We start from the raw sequence: 20,012 nt of genomic DNA, 5'->3' as shown, positions 1-20,012 counted from the left end.
TGCAGGCAGGACCCGCGCATCGTCTCCTAGCGAGAATCCACGGCGTTGCCGTACTCCGTCGTGGTGCTGGCCGCATCCTTGCGCACCGGCAATGCGACCTGCTCGAACACATTGCCCTCGATCACAACGCCTTTGGACTCCAGCAGGTTGATGCCGGCCTGGGGTTCCTCTTCCTTCTTCCTGAACAGCCCGCTGCGCTTCACGATGAAGCGGTTGTTGCGGATGATGGAACCATCGGCATCGCGCAGCTTGAGGATGGCGGGCAACGGGGCCTTGTCGCGCAGGTCCATGTGCACGATGAAGGTGTTGCCCTCCACCAGCGAGCGCGGGCCGTACAGGTAGACGGCGGTGCGGCCATCGACCTCGATGGTGTTGTTGCGCACCACGTTGTCTGAGCCCGCCATGATGATGGCGCGGCCGCCGGATTTGATTTGGAGGTTTTCTGCGGTGTAGAAGGTGGGTGGGGTGTAGTCCCAGGGGATTTCGTTGAACTCCTTGATTCTTATATTCCAGTCGGTTGTTTGCGTGACTGGAAAATCCTCAGTCAATTCTTTTATTCTTTTCCACGCAGAAATATTAGGTGCCATATCTACACCCAAACCCCTAGGTCCAGGGGTTTCTATTCTTCCATGATGCACACGTAGGAATAATAGATTTTTCCCAAGGAGACCAACTCCACGAGTATTTTCAAAAGGCCTTCCTGAAATCTCATGGCCCTGCAAATTCAAGTCGGCATTTGTGTTTTTGTAAAACGTTAAAATACTTCCTCTGCCAACTTCATCGGTGGGAGATCCTCGAATGCTCCAATCTATTAAATCTCTAACTTTTCTTTGAGTAAAATCATGCACTACGCAATGGCGACCTGAGCCTTCAAATGCCTCCTTGATTGATATATATCCACCTGTGTATCTCACTGCTTTGCAGCCCGAAGGCAAGGGTGTTTCTCTGATATTTTTTGCATTTTGGATTTTCGTTCGATCACCTGATTCGTGAGTGTTCAAAGTGTCTGCTGCATATGCATGAGGTTGCAGTACCAATAAAAAAGAGACCATGGTTAAACGGACTTGCATATAGGACTTCTTGGCAAACATACTCCAGGATAATTTTTCTCTTGACCAGCGAGTCCGCCAAGATATTTCTCCCTGTTCTTCTGGGCGGTTTCTTCGTTATATTGATCTAGGTCCTTTTCAGAGAAATTTATCTTGGCATCAGTAGAAACGCTTTTGTCTTTTTCAGGTTTTATTTTTCCATCTTGGATATATTTATTAATCGTCTCTTGAAGCATGCCAATTTTAGCTGGTGAGTTGCCACCACTTTCGCGAATTGCATTGAATCTCTCCAGCACTTTCTCTATCTCTTTAAAACTGACCGCCGGCTTAGCCCCATACCGCGTCAGAAACTCATAAACCGCCTTCTCTCCTTGCAACGATCGATACTCCCGCTTGTCCCAATAAGGCACCTCTGGGTCAGGCATATTCCCAAGTATTGGCATGTCCTCGTCATAGGTGTAATCCGGCTCGGACCCCGCAAACCCATGCCCTATGCCCAGCTTCACGCTGATGGCATCGAACGGCCGGTTGTCCTTGTCCCGGTGGCTGAAGGTGTCCAGGTAAGAGTGCAGGAATTCGCCCAGGAACTGGTATTCGGCACAGGGCTGGGCCGGGTTGCCCAGCCGGCTGGCGTTGAGCAGGTTGTTCAGTTGCGGGCTCAGGTTGCCCACCACGCTGTTGACGTTGTCGTTGGCGTACTGGGGCAGCGTGGTGCCCTTGTCGTCGGACAGGGTGAAGTGGTACCACAGCAGTTGCCGGTGGTTCTTGAAGATCGAGCCCACGGTGGTGAGGGTGTTGGCCTCGTCCAGCGGCTTGGTGATGGGGTTGTCATCCACGTACTGCGAAGCCAGCGCCGTGATGCGCGCAGGTTCGTAGTCCAGGCCGGCGGCCAGGGCCAGGAAGAAGACCATGTAGTAGTGCATGTCCTCCTGGTACAGCCCGGTGGGATCGATGCGGTTGATCGGATCGCCGCCGGCATACAGGTAGGCATCGGGCCCGTCCGGGTAGCCCAGCGGGTCCGGCTGCAGGTAGCGGCCGCTGGCCGGGTCGTAGCTGCGGTGCCAGTTGTCGTGCAGTCCGCTTTCCTCGTCGAAGTACTGGCCCGGCAGGCGCAGGTTGAGCACGGCCTGCTGCCGGGGCGGGCTTGTGTGGCCGGCCTGATGCATGGCCGGCGCTCCCCAGGGCGTCTGGCGGGCACGCCAGACCACGCGTTGGCCTGCGTCCGTCATGGCCTGCGGACTGCCCCGGTGGTCGTTGTGGATGTGCAGCATGCGCGCCTTGCCGCTGGCGTTGTCCCGGTTGTGCGCGGATTCCAGCTTGGCGATGGGCGGGGTGCGAGTCCCCTCGCTCAGGTACAGGTACTGGCTGGTGATGCGGCCTTCGCCATCCATTTCCGCGACGAGCCGGTTGTCCTGCCACAGGTAGTGGCTGTGCGTTTGCCTGTCGCCCTGGTGCACGGTCTTGCCCACGCGCTGGCCCAGGCTGTTGTAGCGGTAGCTGGCGATGGGCCGGTCCTGGTGGTCGCTGATGCCCTGGAGCTGTCCTGCTTCGGTGTAGGTGTAGCGGTGCAATGCGTCCTGGACAGTGCGGCCCTGGCTGTCGCGCTGCACGGGTGCTGGTGCTGACGGTGCGTTGTCCTGCACCAGCCTGCCGAAGCCCTGGTAGCGGTAGTCGGTCTTTTGCAGGCCGGCTGGTGGCCCCTCCTGCTCGATGGCGCGGATGCGCGGGCCCACGCCGTAGCGGTAGCGCTGGCTGAGGATGGGTGCGCTGCCTTGCGATGTGCCTTGTGATGTGCCTTGCCCGGTGGTCTGCTGCGTGAGGCGCCCGGCAATGTCGTATTGGCGCGAGGTGACCAGGCCATTGCCTGCCGTGTAGTGCTGCAGGCCGTTGAAGGCGTCTGTTTGGATGTCGCCTACCACCGTCTGCGCGGGCAGCAGGCGTTCGAGCAAGCCTGTGGCGCCAGCGCCCAGCCAGTTGTCGCTGGCCTGCAGCAGGCCGGCCACCCAGGCGCTTTGCAGTTGCAGCCCTTGCACGCTGGCGCCTTCGCTGGCGGGGCCGCGCCGGGTGACGAGTACGCGGCCATCGGCCAGGGTGCGGCTGTGGACCCGGCCGTCCGGGCCATAGCGCGTGGCGGTGCGGTAGGTATGCTCGGCCTTGCCGTCGGGCGTGGCCAGCGCAATGGTCCGTGCCACGGGGCGGCCCAGGGCGTCGTATTCGATGGACTCGCGCTGCCAGTTGCTGTCGATGGTCTGCAGCAGCCGGCCCTGGTAGTGCAGCCGGGTTTGCGAGGAAGAGCGACGATCTGCGCCGGGCGCCGCTTCGTAGCGCTTGGCCAGCAGACGCCCGCTGGGGGCGTACTGGTAGTGGGTGCTGCTGCCGTCGGCGCGGGTGTGCATCAGCAATTGATCGGCTTCGTTGTAGCGTGCGCTTTGGCGGCCATGATCGGCAAGCTGAAGCCAGACGGTACGGCCGAAGTCGTCGCGCAGGGCCTGGCGGCGTTCGGCGGGTTGGGTGCTCCGGGATTTGCTGGTGATCTGCTCCATCGCCGCGCTGGCCGGGCCTTGCAATGCCAGCCGCACCGCCCCATCGGGCGTTTGCGACAGGCTGGCATGGAGACTGCCGTTGTTCAGCCAGCGCGTGCGGATGTCGTCGCCATCGGTGTGCTGGAGCAACTCGCCCGCGTCGCCGTAGGTGTAGCTGTCCAGGCGCCCATCGGGCAGCAGGCGGTGGCTCAGGCGCCCCTGCGCATTCCAGCCGTAGTAGGCCGCACGTTCGGGGAGGTCCTGGCCTTCGCGGTACAGGCCCAGCCGCTTGATGCGGCCTTCGCTGTCGCGTTCGATCTGGTCGCGGTTGCCCATGCCATCGAGCCGAGCCTGGGTGCTGCCCTGGTAGGTCCAGGTGGTGCTGCGGCCTGCCGTGTCGATGGCCTGGTTGGGGCGGCCCAGCGCGTCGTGGCGGATGCGATATGGATTCAGGCTCAGTCGGCTGCTGTCGCGGGGCTGGCCGTCGGCATCGAGCAGCCAGCCGCTGGTGGTGATTTCTTCGGCCTGCAGGGCGTTGGCGGACAGGGCGCTGTAGCGTATCTGGCGCTGAAGGCGCCGCACGCCGTCGTCTTCGGTGCGGGTCGTGATGCGCCCGGCCTTGTCATGCTCCAGCGCCACGGTCGTGCCATCGGGCTGCAGCACGCGCGTGACGTGGCTGCCGCTGCGGTCCCAGCGCAGCCGCGTGAGATCGTTCTGCGCCGGGCTTCCGTCGTCATAGCCTGCCAGCGAGGTGGGCAGCGGCCCGTCGATGTCCACCAGCACGCTGCGGCCGTTGATCTCGGTGTAGCGGTAGCGCGTGCTGCGTTCGATGGGCGTGGCGCCGTCCGCATTGCCTGCGGGCTGGCCCTGGGCATCCAATGGGCTGAAGCCCGCCTCGGTGATCTGCAGCGGCTGGCGGCTGCTGTTGTAGCGGATGCGGATCTGGTGTTCGCGCCCGGGCACGACGCTGTGCCGGGCGATGAGTTCGGGGCCGTATTGCTTCCAGGGGTCCTTGCCGTAGCCGTAGCGCACCTGCAACTGCGGAGCCTGGGCCTGGGCCTGGGCCTGGGCCTGGGCCTGGGCCTGGGCCCGGGCTTGGCCTTGTGTGTAGGCAATGCGGTACACGGCCAGCGGGCGGCCGAAGGGGTCCAGCTCGGTTCGCGTGCCTTCCAGCGGGCGGCCTGCGGGATCGAGCTGCGTGGCTTCGGTCAGGCGCCCTTGCGCGTCGTACCGGTAGCGCATGTCGCCGGGGCCGCAGCTGGCGCAGCCCGGGCCGCGCACTTCAAGCAATCGCCATTGCCCGCCGATGGTGTCGTAGTGGTAGGTGGTTGTTTGCCCAAGGCTGTTGGTGAGGGTGTTCTTCCAGGGCTGGCTGAGGTCCAGGGTGACTTTTTCCTGCTGGCTGTCCGGCGGGCCGCGCACGCTCAAGGTGGCGCGGCCGTTGTCGCCGTAGGCGTAGCTGGCGATGCGCTCGTCCATGGGCTTGCCGTCGCTGCCCTGGCCCTGGACGCTGATGCCGGTGAGCAAGGTGGGGTGGCGTGGGTCTTCATAGTGGTAGTGGCGCTGGACCGGGGCTTGGCCTTCGGCCGATGGGAGGCTGACCTGCACGAGGCTGGCGTTCAGCTTGGCCTGGGGCTGGGTGCTGCCGGGCAACGGTGCGCTGCCGTGGCGGTAGTCGATGCGGCCCAACGGGGTGTCGATGGCCTGCACGCCGGTGAAGCTGCCCTCGCCCGAAGATTGGGCGTAGTGCAGGCGCAGGCTGCGGCCCTGCGGGTCGGTGACCTTGAGCAGGCGGTTGCCCTTGGCGTTGTAGTCCAGGCGGACCTGTTCGCCCGAGGGCAGGCTGATGCGGGTCAGGCGCCCCCGGTGGTTGAAGCGCAGCTCGCGCCCGTCCATCCATTGCCAGGTATAGTGCCGTTCCTGGCCGGGCTTGGTTTCCTTGGTGCCCTTTGTATCCGGGCCTTCGATGCGCACGATGCCGTTGCCCGGCTGCTCGCTGGCGCACAGGCTGGGGTGCTCGCGCAGCTTGCTGAAGATGATGCGGGTGCCGTCGGCCTGCACGATCTGCAGGTTGGTGGGGTGGTCGTACAGGCGGGCCTCGTAGCTGAGCAGCCAGCCGCGGCCGAGAAGGCCTGGCGGCACGTAGGCCCGGCTGTAGCTGCTGTTGTAGTGGCGCACGACTTCCAGACCGAGCAGGCCTGGCAAGGCGGGCATGTCCACTTCGCGCTGGTATTTGTTGCCGTTGATGAGGTGGATGGGGTTGCCTGCGCCCTGGTGGGTGCTGCTGGAGTTGCCCTGGGTGGCGGGGCCGGCGCCGCCGCAAGGGCTGCCGCCGGGCGTGGGGGTGCAGGTGCCGCCGCCCGAGCCGCCACCGCCGCCGCCGAGGTCGATGCCGCCGCCCGTGCCGGGGGCGCAGCTTTGTACGGTGGGGTCGCATTTGCCGGAGCCGCCGCCCAGGTTGGGGGCGGCAGTCGCCAGGGTGGGCGTGGCCTGGGCCAGCAGTGCGGCAATGCATAGCAAGGCGCTGCGCAGCAGGACGTGCCTTCGGTTCATGGATGTCTTCCTCCCTCGGTCTTGGCGAATCTCGGGTATGGAACGGCCATCCGTCTGGCGTCGGGCTGGTGGCGGCGTGTCCCGGTTTGGGGTAGCCGGCCAATCTAGGCAGTTAGTGCCCGCGTGTCTCTAGGAATAGTCTGTTTCTGAGGAAGAGGATGAGGGAGGGGGCGGAAATGAGGGCTGGCTTGGGGCTGCTGCGCAACGGGATGCGGCCGCGTCCATGCTCCACAATCCCCGCCAAAGGAGTGCATGAGCAATGGACAGATGGCAAGCCATGCGGGTGTTCTGCGGCGTGGTGGACGCGCAGGGTTTCACGGCGGCCCAGGATCGGCTGGGCATGACGCATTCCACGGCGTCGCGCCATGTCAAATGGCTGGAGTCGGAGCTGGGCACGCAGCTGCTGCAGCGCAATTCGCGCGGGCTGAGCCTGACCGATGCGGGGCGCAGCTACTACCTCAGTTGTGTGCAGTTGCTGGAGCAGCTCGATGCGGCCGAGGCCGCACTGGCGCAGCGCCGTGCGCGCGTGGCGGGCGTGTTGCGCATCACGCTGCCGCTGGCCGTGGGTGCCATCGAGCTGGGCGACTGGCTGCCCGAGTTCGAGCAGCAATTCCCGGAGCTGGAGCTGCAGCTGCTGTGCACCGACCGGCTGGTGGACCTGGTGGCCGAGGGTGTGGATGCGGCCGTGCGCATCAGCCGGCAATTGCCGGACAGCGGGCTGCAGGCGCGGCTGCTCACGCATTCGCCTCTGGTGCTGGTGGCGTCGCCCGCCTACCTGATGCGCCAGGGCGTGGTGCAGGCGCCCGGGCAATTGGCCGAGCACCGCGCCCTGGCCTTTGCGGCGGGCCCGGCCCCATTGCGCTGGAGCGTGGTGTCCGGGCAGGGCGCCGTGACCGAGGTGCAGCCGCACACGGCGCTGCGCACCGATTCGGTGGCCACCATCTTCGAGGCCGCACGCGCAGGCCGGGGCATTGCGGCGCTGACCTGGCATACCGTGCGCTCGGCCGTGGAGCGCGGCCAGCTGGTGCGGGTGCTGCCCTGTTTTCATCTGGGGCAGTACAGCTACCACGCGCTGTATCCGCGCACGCGGCATCTGCGCCCGGCCGTGCGCGCGTTTGTGGATTTCATGGCGCGGCGCTATCGGCAGGGGCCAGGCGGCTGAGCATGGTCTTCTGGAGCCGGCCACTGGATGCGCAGGAGCAGGCCTTTGTGCGCACGCATTTCGGCGCCTCGCTCGATGCGCTGCTGCCGCGCCTGCGCCTGTACCAGCGGCGGCTGGGCGACACGCGCAGGGCGCTGTCCATGAATGGCGGGCGCATCTTCATGCCGCGCGCCTTCTTCACGCAGTCCGATCCGCGCCAGCCGCTGCGCCTGTCGCATCCGCAGATCGCAGGCATCTTTGCCCATGAGCTGCTGCACCAGTGGCAGCGCCTGCAGGGCATGCCCGTCACGCGGCAGGCGGCCTGGCTGCAGTTCAAGGCGCTGTGCACGCGCGGCGATCCGTATGCCTATGAGCGCTGCGACGATCCCCGGCGCATGCTGCAGCGCTTTGTCCATGCCCAGGTGGAGCAGCAGGGCCAGATGTGGGAAGACCATGTGCGCGCCTGCGTGGCGGGGCAGGGCGATGCGGCGGGCGCCCTGATCGCGGCCCACGTGCGGGGCGCGTGAGTCAGCTGGCCTGGGTGTTCAGTGCTTCGATCAGGTCATGGGCCGACACATCGCGCGCCGCGCCAAAGCCCGCCACGTGCCGGGCGATGGATGGCGTGATGCAGACAAAGCGGAAGTCGCCCAGATCGGTCATGAACGCGGCTTCGGGGAAGCGCAGCACATAGCTGTCGCGCGCGCCATCGGCCAGCACGCTGCCGGGCGGCGGCGTGCTGGCCACGCCTTCAATGGCCACGCGCTCCAGTGCATGCACGCCCTCGCCGTCCACTTCGACCGCGCATACCAGCAGGCTGACGGCCGGGTGCAGCTCCATGGCCCGCGTGTGCGCTGCCAGCGCGCTGACGTGCAGCACAAAGCAGCCAAACTGCGCATTCCAGGCCCAGGGCACCATGGACAGCCGGGGAGCGGGCAGTGCATCGCCAGCCCCGGGGGCAGGGGAGTCGGCGGGCTGGGTGGCCAGGGCCGCGCTGCGGTGGCGGGCCAGCAGATCGCGCAGCGACAGCTGCAGGCGGGACAGGTGGGGCATGTCGGGCGTGGAGGGCATGGCGCCATCGTACCCGTGGCGTACCTGTGGCGTACTTAAGGCGTGCCCGTGGCCGGCTTGCGAAAGCACAAGGCGAGTTGCGGTGGCATCGGCATGCCATGGGCGCTCAAGCGTCACTTTGGCGACGATCTCCTGGGGCCTTCCCCAATGCCGGGAAGCGGGTGTGGGCCTAGCCTCGCTGGCAAGGCGGATTGCCGCCGTTCCTTCCACTCACCGACACTTCAAAGCCCATCCACCCATGCCCTCCCAGCCCGCGCACCACGCTTTCTGGCCCAGCCGCCTGCCCCATTCCATCACCGTGCCCGCCACCAGCGTCTGGGACAACCTGGCCGTCAATGCGCGACGCTACCCGGACAAGGCAGCCATCCGCTACTTCGGCAGCTCCATCAGCTACCGCGAGCTGTGCGAGGGCACGGAGCGCATGGCGGCCTACCTGCACAGCCTGGGCGTGCAGCGCGGCGACCGCGTGATCCTGCTGATGCAGAACACGCCTCAGCTCATCCTGGCGCACTACGCCATCTTCCGCGCCAATGCGGTGGTGGTGCCGGTCAACCCCATGAACATGGCCGAGGAGCTCAGGCACTACATCACCGACGCCGATGCCAAGGTCGCCATCACCACGGCCGACCTGGCCCCCGAACTGGCCAAGGCCAGCAATGCGCTGGCGCCCGGCCAGCGGCTGGAGCACCTGGTCGTCACCCAGTTCACGGACGCCTTCGATGCCGGGGTGCAGGGCGACGACGCCCCGCCCGTGCAGTGGCACGACTGGCTGCTCACCCGGCGTGAGCCGGCCGTGCTCGATGGCGGCAGCGTCCACACCTGGCAGCAGGCCCTGGCCTGCACCGACGCCGCGCCGCCCCATGTGGTGGGCCGCGACGACATGGCCGTGCTGCCCTACACCAGCGGCACCACGGGCCACCCCAAGGGATGCATGCACCCGCACCGCTCCATCAACCACAACGCCGTGGCGGGCAGCTACTGGGGCAGCGGCACCAGCGAGACCGTGGTCCTGGCCGTCGTGCCCATGTTCCACATCACGGGCATGGTCTCGGTGCTGCACACGGCCATCTTCGTGGGCGCCACCCTGGTCGTCATGCCGCGCTGGGACCGCGAGCTGGCGGGGCGGCTGATCTCTCGCTACCAGGTCACCAGCTGGACCAACATCCCCACCATGGTCATCGACCTGCTGGGCAGCCCCAACTTTGCGCAGTTCGACCTCACCAGCCTCAAGTACATCGGCGGCGGCGGTGCGGCCATGCCACAGGCCGTGGCCCAGCGCCTGCTGGAGCAATACGGCCTGCGCTTCAGCGAGGGCTACGGCCTGACCGAGACGGCCGCGCCCACGCACAGCAACCCGTTCGAGCATCCCAAGCAGCAATGCCTGGGCATTCCCTTCATGAGCACCGAGGCGCGTGTCATCGACCCCGAAACCGGCGCCGATGTCCCACAGGGCGAGCAGGGCGAAATCGTCGTCCACGGCCCCGAGGTCTTCGACGGCTACTGGAAGCGACCCGACGCCACGGCCCAGGTCTTCATGGAGATCGACGGCAAGCGGTTCTTTCGCACCGGCGACCTGGGCCACGTGGACGAGGACGGCTACTACTTCATCACCGACCGTCTCAAGCGCATGATCAACGCCAGCGGCTTCAAGGTCTGGCCGGCCGAGGTCGAATCGCTGATGTTCCGCCACCCCGCCATCCAGGAAGCCTGCGTGATCTCCACGCGAGACGCCTACCGCGGCGAGTCGGTCAAGGCCGTCGTCGTGCTGCGCGCCGGCAAGGAAGACACCACGGCCGAGGACATCATCCAGTGGTGCCGCGAGAACATGGCCGTCTACAAGGCGCCCAAGATCGTGCAGTTCGTCAAGGCCCTGCCCAAGAGCGGCAGCGGCAAGGTGATGTGGCGGCAGCTGCAGGAGGCGGAGGCCGGCTGACCGGCCCTCAGGGCCTCAAAACCTGAAGCCCTTGCCCTCGGCGCGTTCCTGACGCGGCCGCCGAGGACGCTGTGGGGATGTTGCTGCATGGGCGTTGCGAAGGCTGCGCGCGCATCTATGATCGCGCGCCAGACACTAACACTGCATCAGACAGCACACAGTACACAGCACATGCTTGGATTTCCTGGGTCCGCTGCCACGGTCGTGGCAGCATTTTTTTGCCTTCCCGCTTGCGCGCACGAACTGTGCACCCTCGTCGCCGACGCCGAAACGGGCCAGTCCCTGGTGCACAGCGGCCCGGCCTGCGCCGAGCGCGTCACACCGGCCTCCACCTTCAAGATCGCCATCAGCCTGATGGGCTATGACGCCGGCATCCTGCAGGACGAATCCCGGCCCGCGTGGCCGTACCAACCGGAGTATCCGGACTGGGGCGGCGATGCCTGGCGGCGCGAGATCACGCCCCAGGCTTGGATGAAGGACTCGGTGTTCTGGTACTCGCAGCAGGTGGCGCGGGAGCTGGGCCAGCAGCGGTTTGGCGCCTACGTGAGGGCCTTCCAGTACGGCAACGAGGATGTCTCCGCCGTTGCCGTGGCCCATCCCGGCCACAACGGCGCGTGGGTGGTGTCCTCGCTGCGCATCTCGGCGGCCGAGCAGGTGGCCTTCATGCGCAAGATCGTGCGCCGGGAACTGTCTGTGAGCAGTCAGGCCATCGACATGACTGCGCGCATCACCCGGCACCCCGTGCCTGTGAATGGCTGGACCGTGCATGGCAAGACCGGCACCGGGTCGCCCGGCAGCGACAACCGCTACGATGCCAGCCGGGCCTACGGCTGGTATGTGGGCTGGGCCACCAAGGACCAGCGCAGGCTGGTGTTCGCCACGCTGATCCAGGATGAGCAGGCCCAAAAGCCCAATGCGGGCTTGCGCGCACGCGATGCCCTGCTGCAGCGATTGCCTGCCGCGGACCGCTGACAATGCACGGGCGTTTTCCTTTCCGCACCTCGCCCACATACCTCCCACACATCTCCCACACATCTCCCGCATATCTCCCGCATATCTCCCGCATATCTCCCGCATATCTCCCGCACAAGAGCGACAGACCGACACCCGATGAAGACCATTGACGAAATGCTGAACCTGGACCTGCTCACCCCCGAGCAGCACGTTGAGATCAGCGACTGGATTGCCCGCGCGAACTCCCCCGAGGAAATACTGCAGATGCCCGCCCCCCTTTGGCAGGCCGTGGAGCGGGCCAGCGAGGCCATGGGCGTCAATGCCGATCTTCTGCGGCCGCCCTCGCTGGATGCGGGCGGCGCAGTTTTCGGATAGACCCAGCAGCGGGGATGGGCCGGCCCACCAGGCAACCGGCCCACCAGGCAACCGGCCCACCAGGCAACCGGCCCACCTGCGCACTCCCATGGCGTGCCGGCCAAGTCAGCTGGCCAGTGCCGGTGAGTCCTTGGTGTCCTGATGCGCCGACCTGTCGCGCGGCGCGGACCACACACTGTCCTGCGGGCCGCTGCGCGTGCGCCGTGCCGTGGCACGCGCCATCCAGGCCAGGGCCAGCACGCCGGCCACGGCCGTCAGGTCCAGGCCGATCAGCGAGGTGTCCACCCACGCGCCGGTGCCTGGCGCCAGCCAGCCCAGCAGCGATGACAGCGCGATCGCGGCCGTGCAGGCGGCGGCCAGCCACAGCAAGGCCGGGGCCGCGCGTGCCGCGCCGCGCACGAAGGCCCAGGCCATGCTGGTGAAGAACACGGCGTAGTAGATGCCCATGTGCCATGCGGCCAGGTCATCGACGCGGCCCGGCAGCCACTTGGCGGCGGCAATGGTGGCGGAAATGCCGGCCACGCAGCCCAGGCAGACGCCGACGGTGGCCGAGGCCATGAGGGCTGTGTCGCGCCGCTGCACGGGCAAGTCTGCGCCCTTGCGCTGGGCCTTGCGCCGCGTCTCCACCCACAGCAGATTGCCGCCGTAGAACAGCCACGCGCCTGCCAGGCCCAGCAGGAAGTACAGCCACCAGACCGCGAGTCCGCCGAAGGAGGCCATGTGCAGCGCGAAGAAGCTGCTGATGAACAGGTTGGGCGTGCTCTGTCCGCCTGACAGGTAGTCGGCCGAGAGCAGCTTTCCGCTGTACGGATCAAGCATGGCAAAGCCGCCCACGGCGCGCGGCGATACGGCCTGAGGACTCCTGCCCCAGACGCGCACGGTGGGCTTGGGGCCGGTGACCTGGGCGTACTGCAGTCTTTCGGGCTCGAAGCCGGGCGCGGCCGCCCTGACGATCTCCACCAGTCGGGAGGGCGCGAGCATGTCGGCCGGATTGCGTGGCGGCGCGTCCGGGGCCTTGCCCGAGGGACGCGCAAAGGTCTGGGCCCATTGGCCTTCGTGGATCAGCCTGTCCTGCACGTCGAAGATCTGGTCGTGGTAGGCGAAGACCACGGCGCTCAGGGCCATGACGATATGAAAGGGCAGGCTGACGATGCCCACCACGTTGTGCGCGTCCAGCCACATGCGCTTGAGGTTCCTGCCCACGCGCAGTGCGAAGAAGTCCTTGACCAGGGAGGGCAGCAGGATCACCACGCCCGACACCAGGGCCAGGAAGTACAGGGCCGAGATCGCGCCCATGATCCAGCGGTTGGGGTCCGAGTCCACGGGCAGGCCGACCACGCGGTGCAGCACGTCGATGAACTCCACCAGGCGGGACGTACGCTGCTCATCGACTTGTACGCTGCCGTCGGCCGACAGCTGGGCCGTGTAGTGGCGTACGGCGCTTTCGTCATGGTCGTCGGCCTTGGGATCGCGCACCTGCCATTGCAGGCGCGGTATGGCGTTGTCGCCCTGCAGCTGCACGATGGCGCCGCGCGCGGCCGCCGGCGTGCTGGCCAGGGTCCGGGCGATCAGCGGCTGCACCTTGTCCATGGGCACGGCCTGCACCACGGCGGCCGGCGGCGTGGACCATCGCCGGATGGGTTCCTTGAACACCGTCAGCGCACCCGCGTAGAAGGCGATGAACAAGGCCATGCCGCTGAGGATGCCCGTCCAGGTGTGTACGGATTTGTAGATGCGGATGTAGTCGGCTCTCATGACAGGCCTCCTGCGCTGCTGTGCATTGCCGCGCGCACCAGCCACCAGGCGGCCAGGGCCAGCGCGTTGGCCCCGCCCAGCCAGGCCCAGGCGCGCAGGCCGCTGGAGAAGAAATACACCAGGGACTGCACCAGCAGCCAGACCGGCGGCACCAGCCACATGACCAGCTGCCCGCTCACCGCCAGCGGCATGCCGTGCAGCAAGGCGGCCAGCAGGCCACTGGCGCTGATCGCCAGGCCCGGCCCCAGCAGCAGGCCGGCCAGGGTCTTGGAGATCCAGTCCGGCCGGATGGGGGCCGGCTTGCGCGGGCGGACCTCAGGGTGTGCGTCGGCCATGGAACAGCGCTCCGATATAGGGCAGCAGGGCGAAGGCCAGCATCAGCAGGGTGAGCCAGGTGAACGTGGCGGCCAGCGTCCGCATGTCCTGGGCGAATGCCAGCCAGCCCGCTGCGAGCAGGCCGCCACCGGCCAGGAGGGCAGGCCGGCGCGGCCAGGCGGCCGCCCATAGCCGCTGGTTGGGCGAGGCGGCGTAGATGCACAGGCAGGCCAGCGAGGTGGCAAGCAGGCCGGCGACGGTGAAGAACGGCATGGAAATTCGATCGTGGGAAGCAAAAGACCCGGCGGGACACATGCGCCCCGCCGGGTGGCCCGCGCAGTGCGTCAGGCGGTCAGAACGACACGGTGGCCGACAGCCGGAAGGTGCGCGGTGCGCCGGGCATGACGAAGCCGTCGGTGAACATGCCGATCCAGTAGTTCTTGTCCGTCACGTTCTCCACGCTGGCATTGAAGCGCACGGGCGTGGCGCCGAACCTGGTCTCGTACTTGGCCATCAGGTCGAAGCGGTTCCAGGCCGGGGCGCGCAGCTTGTTGCCGGAGTCCACCCACTGCGAGCCGGTGTACAGCACGCGGCCGCCGACCGACAGGCCCTGCACGGGCGTTTCCCAGTCGATGCCGATGCGCGCGCGCAGCTTGGGCACGCCGTAGTTTTCACGGCCGGAGTTGATCTGGCGCGACTTGATGTACTCCACCCCGCCCAGCAGCGACAGCGTCTGCGTGAGCTTGCCGAAGGCGCTCCACTCCAGGCCCTTGAGGCGCTGCTCGCCATCGAGCACCTGGGCATTGCCGCTGTTGGTGATGATGGACGGCTTTTCGATGCGGAAGGCGCTCAGCGTGTGCGTGGTCTGGCCCGCCTGCAGCTTCACGCCCACCTCGCCCTGCTTGGTCTGCATGGGCGCCAGGGTCTCGCCGGTGTTGGCAAAGCCCGCGCCCACGGTGCGGCCGGGCTCCAGGCCTTCGGTGTAGTTGGCGTACAGCGAGACGTTGTCGCCCCAGGGCCGCACGACCAGGCCGGCCATGGGCGAGACGCGGCTCTTGCTGTAGTTGGACGACACGCCGTTGACCAGCGGCGTCTTCACCGTCTGGTGGCGTGCGCCCAGCGTCAGCAGCACCTTGTCGTTGGCGAAGCTCATCACGTCGGCCAGGGCCAGCGAGCGGAATTCGTTCTCGGTGGTGTAGCCCTTCCACTGCGGCGCGCCCGGGAAGGTGGGCGTCGTCGGCTCGTACATGTTGGTGGTGTAGCAGTAGTTGCAGGCCGTGTTGTAGGTGCCTTCCTTGTGCTTGAGGATGTTGAACGACAGTTGCAGACGGTGCTGCACGCTGCCCGTGCTCAGCTTGCCGATGACGCCGGCCTCGGCCGTGCGGCGCTCGGACTCGGTGTGCACGTTGTAGATGGCGCCGCGCGTGGTGCCGTCCAGGCCCGTGACGATGGCGCGGGTGCCGAACAGCAGACCCTTGCCCTGCGCCTCGGAGGCGCCGAAGGCGAAATAGCCCTGCCAGTTCTGCGTGAAGTCCACCTCGGCACGCGCCAGCAGGCCGCTGTTGTCGTACTGGCCGTGGGTGCCGCGGAACATGTTCACGTCGCCGCTGGGCGGTGCCAGCAGCCGGCCCACGCCGGGGATGGCCGCGCTGCCCAGGAAGCTGAACATGCCCGGGCTGCCGCCGTCGATCTTGGTGATGCTGTTGTACAGGTCCAGCGAGAAGCGGGCCCTGTCGCCCAGGTAGTCCAGGCCCAGGGCGCCCACGCGGCGCTTCTGGCTCTCGTCCTTGGCGCCCATGTCGCCCGAGCCGTAGACGCCGTTGAAGCGCAGGCCCAGCCGCTGCTCGGGGCCGAAGCGCCTGCCCACGTCGGCATGCATCTGCAGGTAGGAGTCCGAGACGTAGGTGGCCGTCAGGTCCGCCATGGGCTGGGCCAGCGCGCGCTTGGTGACCATGTTGACGGAGCCGGCCACGCTGGCCAGCGGCGGCATGCCGGACAGCAGCACGTTGGGGCCGCGCATCACCTCCACGCGCTCGAACATCTCGATGGGCACCGAATTGGCCGGCGCCACGCCGTACAGGCCGTTGGTGGCGATGTCCATGGCCGTCACATCCAGGCCGCGCAGGTTGAAGTTCTGCAGCAGGTGTCCCTTGTTGGTGGTGAAGACCACGGCCGCATCGTTTTCCAGCACATCCTGCAGCGACAGGGCGGACCAGTCCTCGGCCAGCTCGCGGGTATAGGCGTTGACATGCACCGGCGCGTCCACGATGGAGGTGGCGCCCAGAATGCCCAGGCGTGCACCCTTGGCGGCCTTGCGCCCCGGTGCCAGCGTGGGCAGGTCCTCGCGCTCGTACTTGTCGCGCACGTCGATCTGCGACAGCGTCGGCGTCGTTGCGCTCGGCGCCTGCGCTGCATCCTGTGCGATCGCCGTGGACCCGGCGCCGGCGGCCAGCATGGCCAGAACAATGGAGTTGAACCGCAGCGCGCGGCCGTTGGTGGTGTGCATGGACTGGACTCTTGATGTTGTAGATGTCAATGAGAATCAGTCTTAATTATATTTGCGGATTTAGTTAGCATGGGAAGTTGTTGTATCCACGCATCGTCCGGCGGGCAGTTGATCTGCGTCCATGCACGGGCCCAAGGCCCGCCCCCCATCACCACCTCATCACCACCCCATCATCGACCGGTGCGCGCCAATGCCTGCCATGGCGCCATCGCTCACCGCCATGGCCACGTTGCCGGCGGCGCGGGCCGCGTCGCCACAGGCGAACACGTTGGGGACGCTGGTCGCCTGGCCTTCCGCGACCTTGATGAAGGTGCCCATGGGGCCTTCGTCCAGGGCGCAGCCCAACTGCTCGGCCACGGGGCTGGCGATGCGGGTGCGCGGCTGGGTGAACAGGCCGTCCATCACCAGGCGGCGGCCATCCTGCAGCACCACGTCGGCCCGGCCTTCCAGGCGGGCGATGGGCGTGGTCTCCACCTGGGTGCCCCGGCGCGCAAGGGTGGAAAGTTCTTCGGCGCCGGGCGTGTAGGCGCCGTTGAGCAGCAGCGTGGTCTGGCCCCAGTCCGGCAGCATGACGGCGTGATGGTGAGCCAGGGCCGAGCTGGCGATGATGCCGATGCGCCCCGCATTCATCTCGTAGCCGTGGCAGTACGGGCAGTGAAAGACGCTGCGGCCCCAGCGCTCGGCCAGTCCCGGCACGGGCGGCAGGCTGTCATGCACGCCCAGCGCCAGGACGATGCGGGCGGCGCTGATGGCCGTGCCCGCTGCATGGAACTCCAGCCGGCCATCGGGCGCCACGCGGGCGTCTTCGGCCGTGCCGTCCAGCCACTGCACGGTGGGGTAGGCCATCAGCTGCTGCCGGGCCTGGGCGGCGATCTGGGCGGGGGCCACGCCATCCTGGGTGAGAAAGCCGTGCGATGTCTCGCCGGCCTGGTCCACGAAGCGGTTGCGCCGCAGTCCGGCATCGACCACCAGCACCTGGCGGCGCGCACGCGCCAGTTGCAGCGCGGCGGACAGGCCGGCATAGCTGCCGCCGATGACGGCGAAATCAACGTGTTTCATGTGTGTGCTCCTGCAGTTGGTGCCAACCCTGGCCGCCTGCTGCGCGATGGCGGGCCAGGCGGGCGTGGAAGTCATGGGACAGGGCAGCCAGCGTCACCGTGCCCAGGCGTGCAAGCAGGGCGGCCTCGGCCTGCTGCACGGCGTCGCTCAGGGCTTCGTTCACGGCCTGGGCGACCAGGCATTCGGGCCGGTCTTCCCTGAAGCCCAGCGCCACCAGGCCGGGCGCGCCCAGGGCCTCATGCACGTCGCGCAGCGTGGTGCGGTCCAGTTCGCAAGAAAGCACCCAGCCCCCGCCATGGCCCTTGGCGGAGGTGACAAGGCCTGCATCGCGCAGGCCCGACATCAACCGGCGCAGCACGACCGGGTTGGTCTGCAGCGCGGCGGCGAGCATGTCGGAGGTGGCAGGTCCATCGCCCTCGGCCATGTGCAGCAGCACATGGAGGACGTCCGAGAATTGGCTGTTCTGTTTCATGCAACATTATTTGTTGCATGAGTGTGGCCTTGTCCCGTGAAGGGGAATGGGCCTGCCGCCGACTGATCAGGACTCGCCCGTGAACCCGATCTGCTTGACCAGCGAACTCCAGCGCTCGAACTCGGCCTGCTGGTCGGCCGCCATCTCCTGCTGCGTGCTGCCGCGCGCCAGCAGGCCCAGGGCGGCCAGCCCGTCGATCACGGCCTTGTCCTTGAGCGCGGCCGTGATGGCCGCGTTGGCGTTGGCAATGGTGGTGGCCGGGGTCTTGGCGGGAGCGTAGAAGCCGAACCATTCCTCCACCGTGACATCGGGAAAGCCCAGTTCGGTGAAGGTGGGCACGTCGGGCAGGAAGGGCGAGCGCTGCTTGCCCGAGGTGGCCAGCACGCGCAGGCGGCCGGCCTTCAGGTATTGCAGGTAGTCGCCGCTGGGGTTCATGGTGGCCGCGACCTGGCCGCCCACCAGGTCGGTGATGCTGGGCACGGTGCCGCGATAGGGCGCGTGCTTGAGTTCCACCCCCGAGCGCAGGCTCAGCAGCGCGCCCAGCAGGTGCGGCATGGAGCCCGCGCCCGGCGAGCCGAAGTTGGCCCGGTCGGGGTGGGCCTTGGCCCAGGCCAGGAAGTCCTTGAGGGTCTTGACCTCGGCCGGCACGGCAGGCCCCACGGCCAGGCCGTGGTAGATGACGGCGCCGATGGAGACGGGGATCGCATCCTCGGGCTTGTAGGTCAGCTTGGGGTAGATGTGCGGGTAGACCGAGAAGGCCGACACGGGCGCCAGCGCCAGCACCGAGCCGTTGGGCGGGGCGTTCTTCAGGGCCTCCACCGCGATGCGGCCACCGGCGCCGGGCTTGTTTTCCACAAAGCCCGGCCCTTTGCTGTAGGGCGTGCCGCCCAGCCGCTCGGCCACGCGGCGGGCCACGCTGTCGCCCGAGCTGCCTGCCGGAAAGCCGTACATGATCTTGACCTGGTCCAGTGCCTGGGCCAGGGCCTGCAGTGGCGACAGCGACCCCAGGGCGGCGGCGCTGCCCAGGGCCTGGACGAAATGACGGCGATGCATCTGCATGGATGTCTCCTGGTGAAATCGAAAAAAGGAAAAGCTGGAAAGAACAGGCTCAGAACATGTGGCGGATGCCGACGTTGATGCCGGTCTGCGAGCGGCCCGGCGCGGTGTTGCTGCCCGGGGCGCCGCCGCTGACCGAGACGGTGGCCAGGCGGTCGTTGCGGATGTGGCCGAGCTGGGTGTAGACCGCCGTGCGCTTGGACAGGTTGTAGATGGCGCGTGCCACCAGCAGGTCGGAGTCGTAGCCCGACACGCCGCGGTAGCGCAGCGTGAGCCACTGGGTTTCGAGCACCAGGGCCTCGGTGACCGGGTAGGAGGCGCCCACGTACCACAGGTTGCTGCGTGGCTTGACGGCGTCGCCGTCGTTGTCGCGGCGCAGCAGGCCGCCGCCGATCTTCACGCCGGCCAGCTTGAAGTAGCCGCCCAGGTGCAGGCGCTCGTCATGCTTGGCGCTGGAGTTCATGCCGCCGAACACCGGGTCGGTGGACGAGGCCGGCGTGCGGCCGTTTTGCTGTTCGTAGCCCAGCGCCAGGCCCCAGACGGGCGTGTCGTACTTGGCATACAGCGACCACTGGCGGCAGGCCTGCGTGTCCGATCCGCTCTCGCCCGGGCAGTTGGTGCCGGCGGGGCTGGGGCCTGCGTTGACGGCATCGCGCCCGAAGCTGTAGCCCGCGCCCAGCGCCAGGCCGCCGAAGTTGCCGCGCCAGGCCAGCATGTTGTCGGCGCGCGAGTTGGGAATGTAGGCGTCCAGCGAGCCCATGGCGAAGACGGCCGGGCCGATGATGTCCGAATCGAGCAGTGACCAGAACAGCATGGAGTTCTGGCGGCCCATGGTCAGGCTGCCCCAGCTGCCGCCCAGTCCCACCCAGCTTTGGCGCCCAAAGCCGCGCCCGCCCTGGTTGAAGGTGCCCTGGTCGGGCGCAAAGCCCGACTCCAGCGTGTAGATGGCCTTGAGGCCGCCGCCCAGGTCCTCGCTGCCGCGCAGGCCCCAGCGCGAGGGCACCAGGCTGGTGGTCGATGGCATGCGGCTGAGACCGCCGCCTGCCGCCACGTTGTTCAGGTGCTCCACGCCCACATCGACGATGCCGTAGAGCGTGACGCTGGAGGTGCCTTGCGCGAAGGCGCCGAAACTGGTGCTGGAGCCGGCCAGGGCCAGCACGGCGGCGGCCGCCAGGGTCAGCGGGGAAGGGGTTTTTTGCATGGTGATGTCTCCTCTGGTTTGAAAAATCGTTGCCGTCTTGGCGTGGGTGTCCG

General features: G+C 67.1%; 16 protein-coding genes. 5 read left to right on the top strand and 11 right to left on the bottom strand.

Annotated elements, in window-relative coordinates; genetic code table 11:
* Positions 1 to 26: 26 nt before the first annotated feature.
* Both INR38_RS10185 and INR38_RS10180 read right to left on the bottom strand, forming a co-directional pair.
* Positions 27 to 548, bottom strand: a complete 522-nt coding sequence (locus tag INR38_RS10185; RefSeq protein WP_242699032.1) for a right-handed parallel beta-helix repeat-containing protein — start codon at positions 546 to 548, stop codon at positions 27 to 29.
* Between the two features lie 506 nt (positions 549 to 1,054).
* Positions 1,055 to 6,124, bottom strand: a complete 5,070-nt coding sequence (locus INR38_RS10180; protein WP_207443644.1) for a DUF6765 family protein — start codon at positions 6,122 to 6,124, stop codon at positions 1,055 to 1,057.
* Between the two features lie 259 nt (positions 6,125 to 6,383).
* Here INR38_RS10180 and INR38_RS10175 point away from each other — a divergent pair, with 259 nt between their 5' ends.
* Both INR38_RS10175 and INR38_RS10170 read left to right on the top strand, forming a co-directional pair.
* Positions 6,384 to 7,286 (top strand): LysR family transcriptional regulator, encoded by a 903-nt coding sequence (locus INR38_RS10175; RefSeq protein WP_199139737.1) that lies wholly within the window; start codon positions 6,384 to 6,386, stop codon positions 7,284 to 7,286.
* A 2-nt stretch (positions 7,287 to 7,288) separates the two neighbouring features.
* Positions 7,289 to 7,792, top strand: coding sequence for a hypothetical protein (locus INR38_RS10170; RefSeq protein WP_012206346.1), 504 nt, complete (start codon positions 7,289 to 7,291; stop codon positions 7,790 to 7,792).
* A gap of 1 nt (position 7,793) precedes the next feature.
* Here the strand turns inward: INR38_RS10170 and INR38_RS10165 are convergent, their stop codons facing one another.
* Complete coding sequence (locus INR38_RS10165) at positions 7,794 to 8,333, bottom strand: pyridoxamine 5'-phosphate oxidase family protein (RefSeq protein ID WP_207443643.1); 540 nt, start codon at positions 8,331 to 8,333, stop codon at positions 7,794 to 7,796.
* 238 nt (positions 8,334 to 8,571) lie between these two features.
* Between INR38_RS10165 and INR38_RS10160 the strand changes: the two genes are divergently transcribed.
* The 3 genes from INR38_RS10160 to INR38_RS10150 all read left to right on the top strand — a co-directional run bounded on the left by INR38_RS10160 (position 8,572) and on the right by INR38_RS10150 (position 11,595).
* The gene (locus INR38_RS10160; protein ID WP_063325719.1) at positions 8,572 to 10,266 is read left to right on the top strand and encodes a long-chain fatty acid--CoA ligase; all 1,695 of its coding nucleotides are present in this window, start codon (positions 8,572 to 8,574) and stop codon (positions 10,264 to 10,266) included.
* A 171-nt stretch (positions 10,267 to 10,437) separates the two neighbouring features.
* Positions 10,438 to 11,238, top strand: a complete 801-nt coding sequence (blaOXA, locus tag INR38_RS10155; RefSeq protein ID WP_207443642.1) for a class D beta-lactamase — start codon at positions 10,438 to 10,440, stop codon at positions 11,236 to 11,238.
* Between the two features lie 138 nt (positions 11,239 to 11,376).
* Positions 11,377 to 11,595: a hypothetical protein gene (locus tag INR38_RS10150; RefSeq protein WP_012206342.1), complete on the top strand. Its 219-nt coding sequence runs from the start codon at positions 11,377 to 11,379 to the stop codon at positions 11,593 to 11,595.
* Between the two features lie 105 nt (positions 11,596 to 11,700).
* Here INR38_RS10150 and INR38_RS10145 read toward each other — a convergent pair whose 3' ends face one another.
* The 8 genes from INR38_RS10145 to INR38_RS10110 form a co-directional block, all read right to left on the bottom strand.
* On the bottom strand, positions 11,701 to 13,350 hold the full coding sequence (locus INR38_RS10145; protein ID WP_207443641.1) for a PepSY-associated TM helix domain-containing protein: 1,650 nt from the start codon (positions 13,348 to 13,350) through the stop codon (positions 11,701 to 11,703).
* Positions 13,347 to 13,685 carry a hypothetical protein gene (locus tag INR38_RS10140; RefSeq protein WP_192366521.1) on the bottom strand — a complete coding sequence of 113 codons (339 nt, stop codon included), beginning with the start codon at positions 13,683 to 13,685 and terminating at the stop codon, positions 13,347 to 13,349. Before INR38_RS10140 ends, INR38_RS10145 begins: the two co-directional genes overlap by 4 nt.
* On the bottom strand, positions 13,666 to 13,938 hold the full coding sequence (locus INR38_RS10135) for a hypothetical protein (protein ID WP_013801746.1): 273 nt from the start codon (positions 13,936 to 13,938) through the stop codon (positions 13,666 to 13,668). The genes INR38_RS10140 and INR38_RS10135 overlap by 20 nt, the downstream gene beginning before the upstream one ends.
* A gap of 79 nt (positions 13,939 to 14,017) precedes the next feature.
* The gene (locus INR38_RS10130; RefSeq protein WP_071956313.1) at positions 14,018 to 16,171 is read right to left on the bottom strand and encodes a TonB-dependent siderophore receptor; all 2,154 of its coding nucleotides are present in this window, start codon (positions 16,169 to 16,171) and stop codon (positions 14,018 to 14,020) included.
* Positions 16,172 to 16,330: 159 nt separating this feature from the next.
* Positions 16,331 to 17,230, bottom strand: a complete 900-nt coding sequence (locus tag INR38_RS10125; protein WP_207443640.1) for an NAD(P)/FAD-dependent oxidoreductase — start codon at positions 17,228 to 17,230, stop codon at positions 16,331 to 16,333.
* Positions 17,217 to 17,702: an Rrf2 family transcriptional regulator gene (locus INR38_RS10120; RefSeq protein ID WP_207443639.1), complete on the bottom strand. Its 486-nt coding sequence runs from the start codon at positions 17,700 to 17,702 to the stop codon at positions 17,217 to 17,219. The genes INR38_RS10125 and INR38_RS10120 overlap by 14 nt, the downstream gene beginning before the upstream one ends.
* A gap of 66 nt (positions 17,703 to 17,768) precedes the next feature.
* Positions 17,769 to 18,761, bottom strand: coding sequence for a tripartite tricarboxylate transporter substrate-binding protein (locus INR38_RS10115; RefSeq protein WP_034395494.1), 993 nt, complete (start codon positions 18,759 to 18,761; stop codon positions 17,769 to 17,771).
* A gap of 49 nt (positions 18,762 to 18,810) precedes the next feature.
* Complete coding sequence (locus tag INR38_RS10110; RefSeq protein WP_207443638.1) at positions 18,811 to 19,959, bottom strand: porin; 1,149 nt, start codon at positions 19,957 to 19,959, stop codon at positions 18,811 to 18,813.
* Positions 19,960 to 20,012: the final 53 nt, after the last annotated feature.

Source organism: Delftia sp. SD018 (assembly GCF_017355445.1).
Classification (GTDB): domain Bacteria; phylum Pseudomonadota; class Gammaproteobacteria; order Burkholderiales; family Burkholderiaceae_C; genus Comamonas; species Comamonas acidovorans.
The sequence above is the reverse complement of the archived record's forward strand: the minus strand, read 5'-3'. Positions and strand labels throughout refer to the sequence as shown.

Coding starts and splice junctions, on each gene's coding strand:
- INR38_RS10180 (WP_207443644.1), bottom strand. CDS start 6,124: ATGAACCGAAGGCACGTCCTGCTGCGCAGCGCCTTGCTATGCATTGCC.
- INR38_RS10175 (WP_199139737.1), top strand. CDS start 6,384: ATGGACAGATGGCAAGCCATGCGGGTGTTCTGCGGCGTGGTGGACGCG.
- INR38_RS10170 (WP_012206346.1), top strand. CDS start 7,289: ATGGTCTTCTGGAGCCGGCCACTGGATGCGCAGGAGCAGGCCTTTGTG.
- INR38_RS10165 (WP_207443643.1), bottom strand. CDS start 8,333: ATGCCCTCCACGCCCGACATGCCCCACCTGTCCCGCCTGCAGCTGTCG.
- INR38_RS10160 (WP_063325719.1), top strand. CDS start 8,572: ATGCCCTCCCAGCCCGCGCACCACGCTTTCTGGCCCAGCCGCCTGCCC.
- blaOXA (WP_207443642.1), top strand. CDS start 10,438: ATGCTTGGATTTCCTGGGTCCGCTGCCACGGTCGTGGCAGCATTTTTT.
- INR38_RS10150 (WP_012206342.1), top strand. CDS start 11,377: ATGAAGACCATTGACGAAATGCTGAACCTGGACCTGCTCACCCCCGAG.
- INR38_RS10145 (WP_207443641.1), bottom strand. CDS start 13,350: ATGAGAGCCGACTACATCCGCATCTACAAATCCGTACACACCTGGACG.
- INR38_RS10140 (WP_192366521.1), bottom strand. CDS start 13,685: ATGGCCGACGCACACCCTGAGGTCCGCCCGCGCAAGCCGGCCCCCATC.
- INR38_RS10135 (WP_013801746.1), bottom strand. CDS start 13,938: ATGCCGTTCTTCACCGTCGCCGGCCTGCTTGCCACCTCGCTGGCCTGC.
- INR38_RS10130 (WP_071956313.1), bottom strand. CDS start 16,171: ATGCACACCACCAACGGCCGCGCGCTGCGGTTCAACTCCATTGTTCTG.
- INR38_RS10125 (WP_207443640.1), bottom strand. CDS start 17,230: ATGAAACACGTTGATTTCGCCGTCATCGGCGGCAGCTATGCCGGCCTG.
- INR38_RS10120 (WP_207443639.1), bottom strand. CDS start 17,702: ATGAAACAGAACAGCCAATTCTCGGACGTCCTCCATGTGCTGCTGCAC.
- INR38_RS10115 (WP_034395494.1), bottom strand. CDS start 18,761: ATGCAGATGCATCGCCGTCATTTCGTCCAGGCCCTGGGCAGCGCCGCC.
- INR38_RS10110 (WP_207443638.1), bottom strand. CDS start 19,959: ATGCAAAAAACCCCTTCCCCGCTGACCCTGGCGGCCGCCGCCGTGCTG.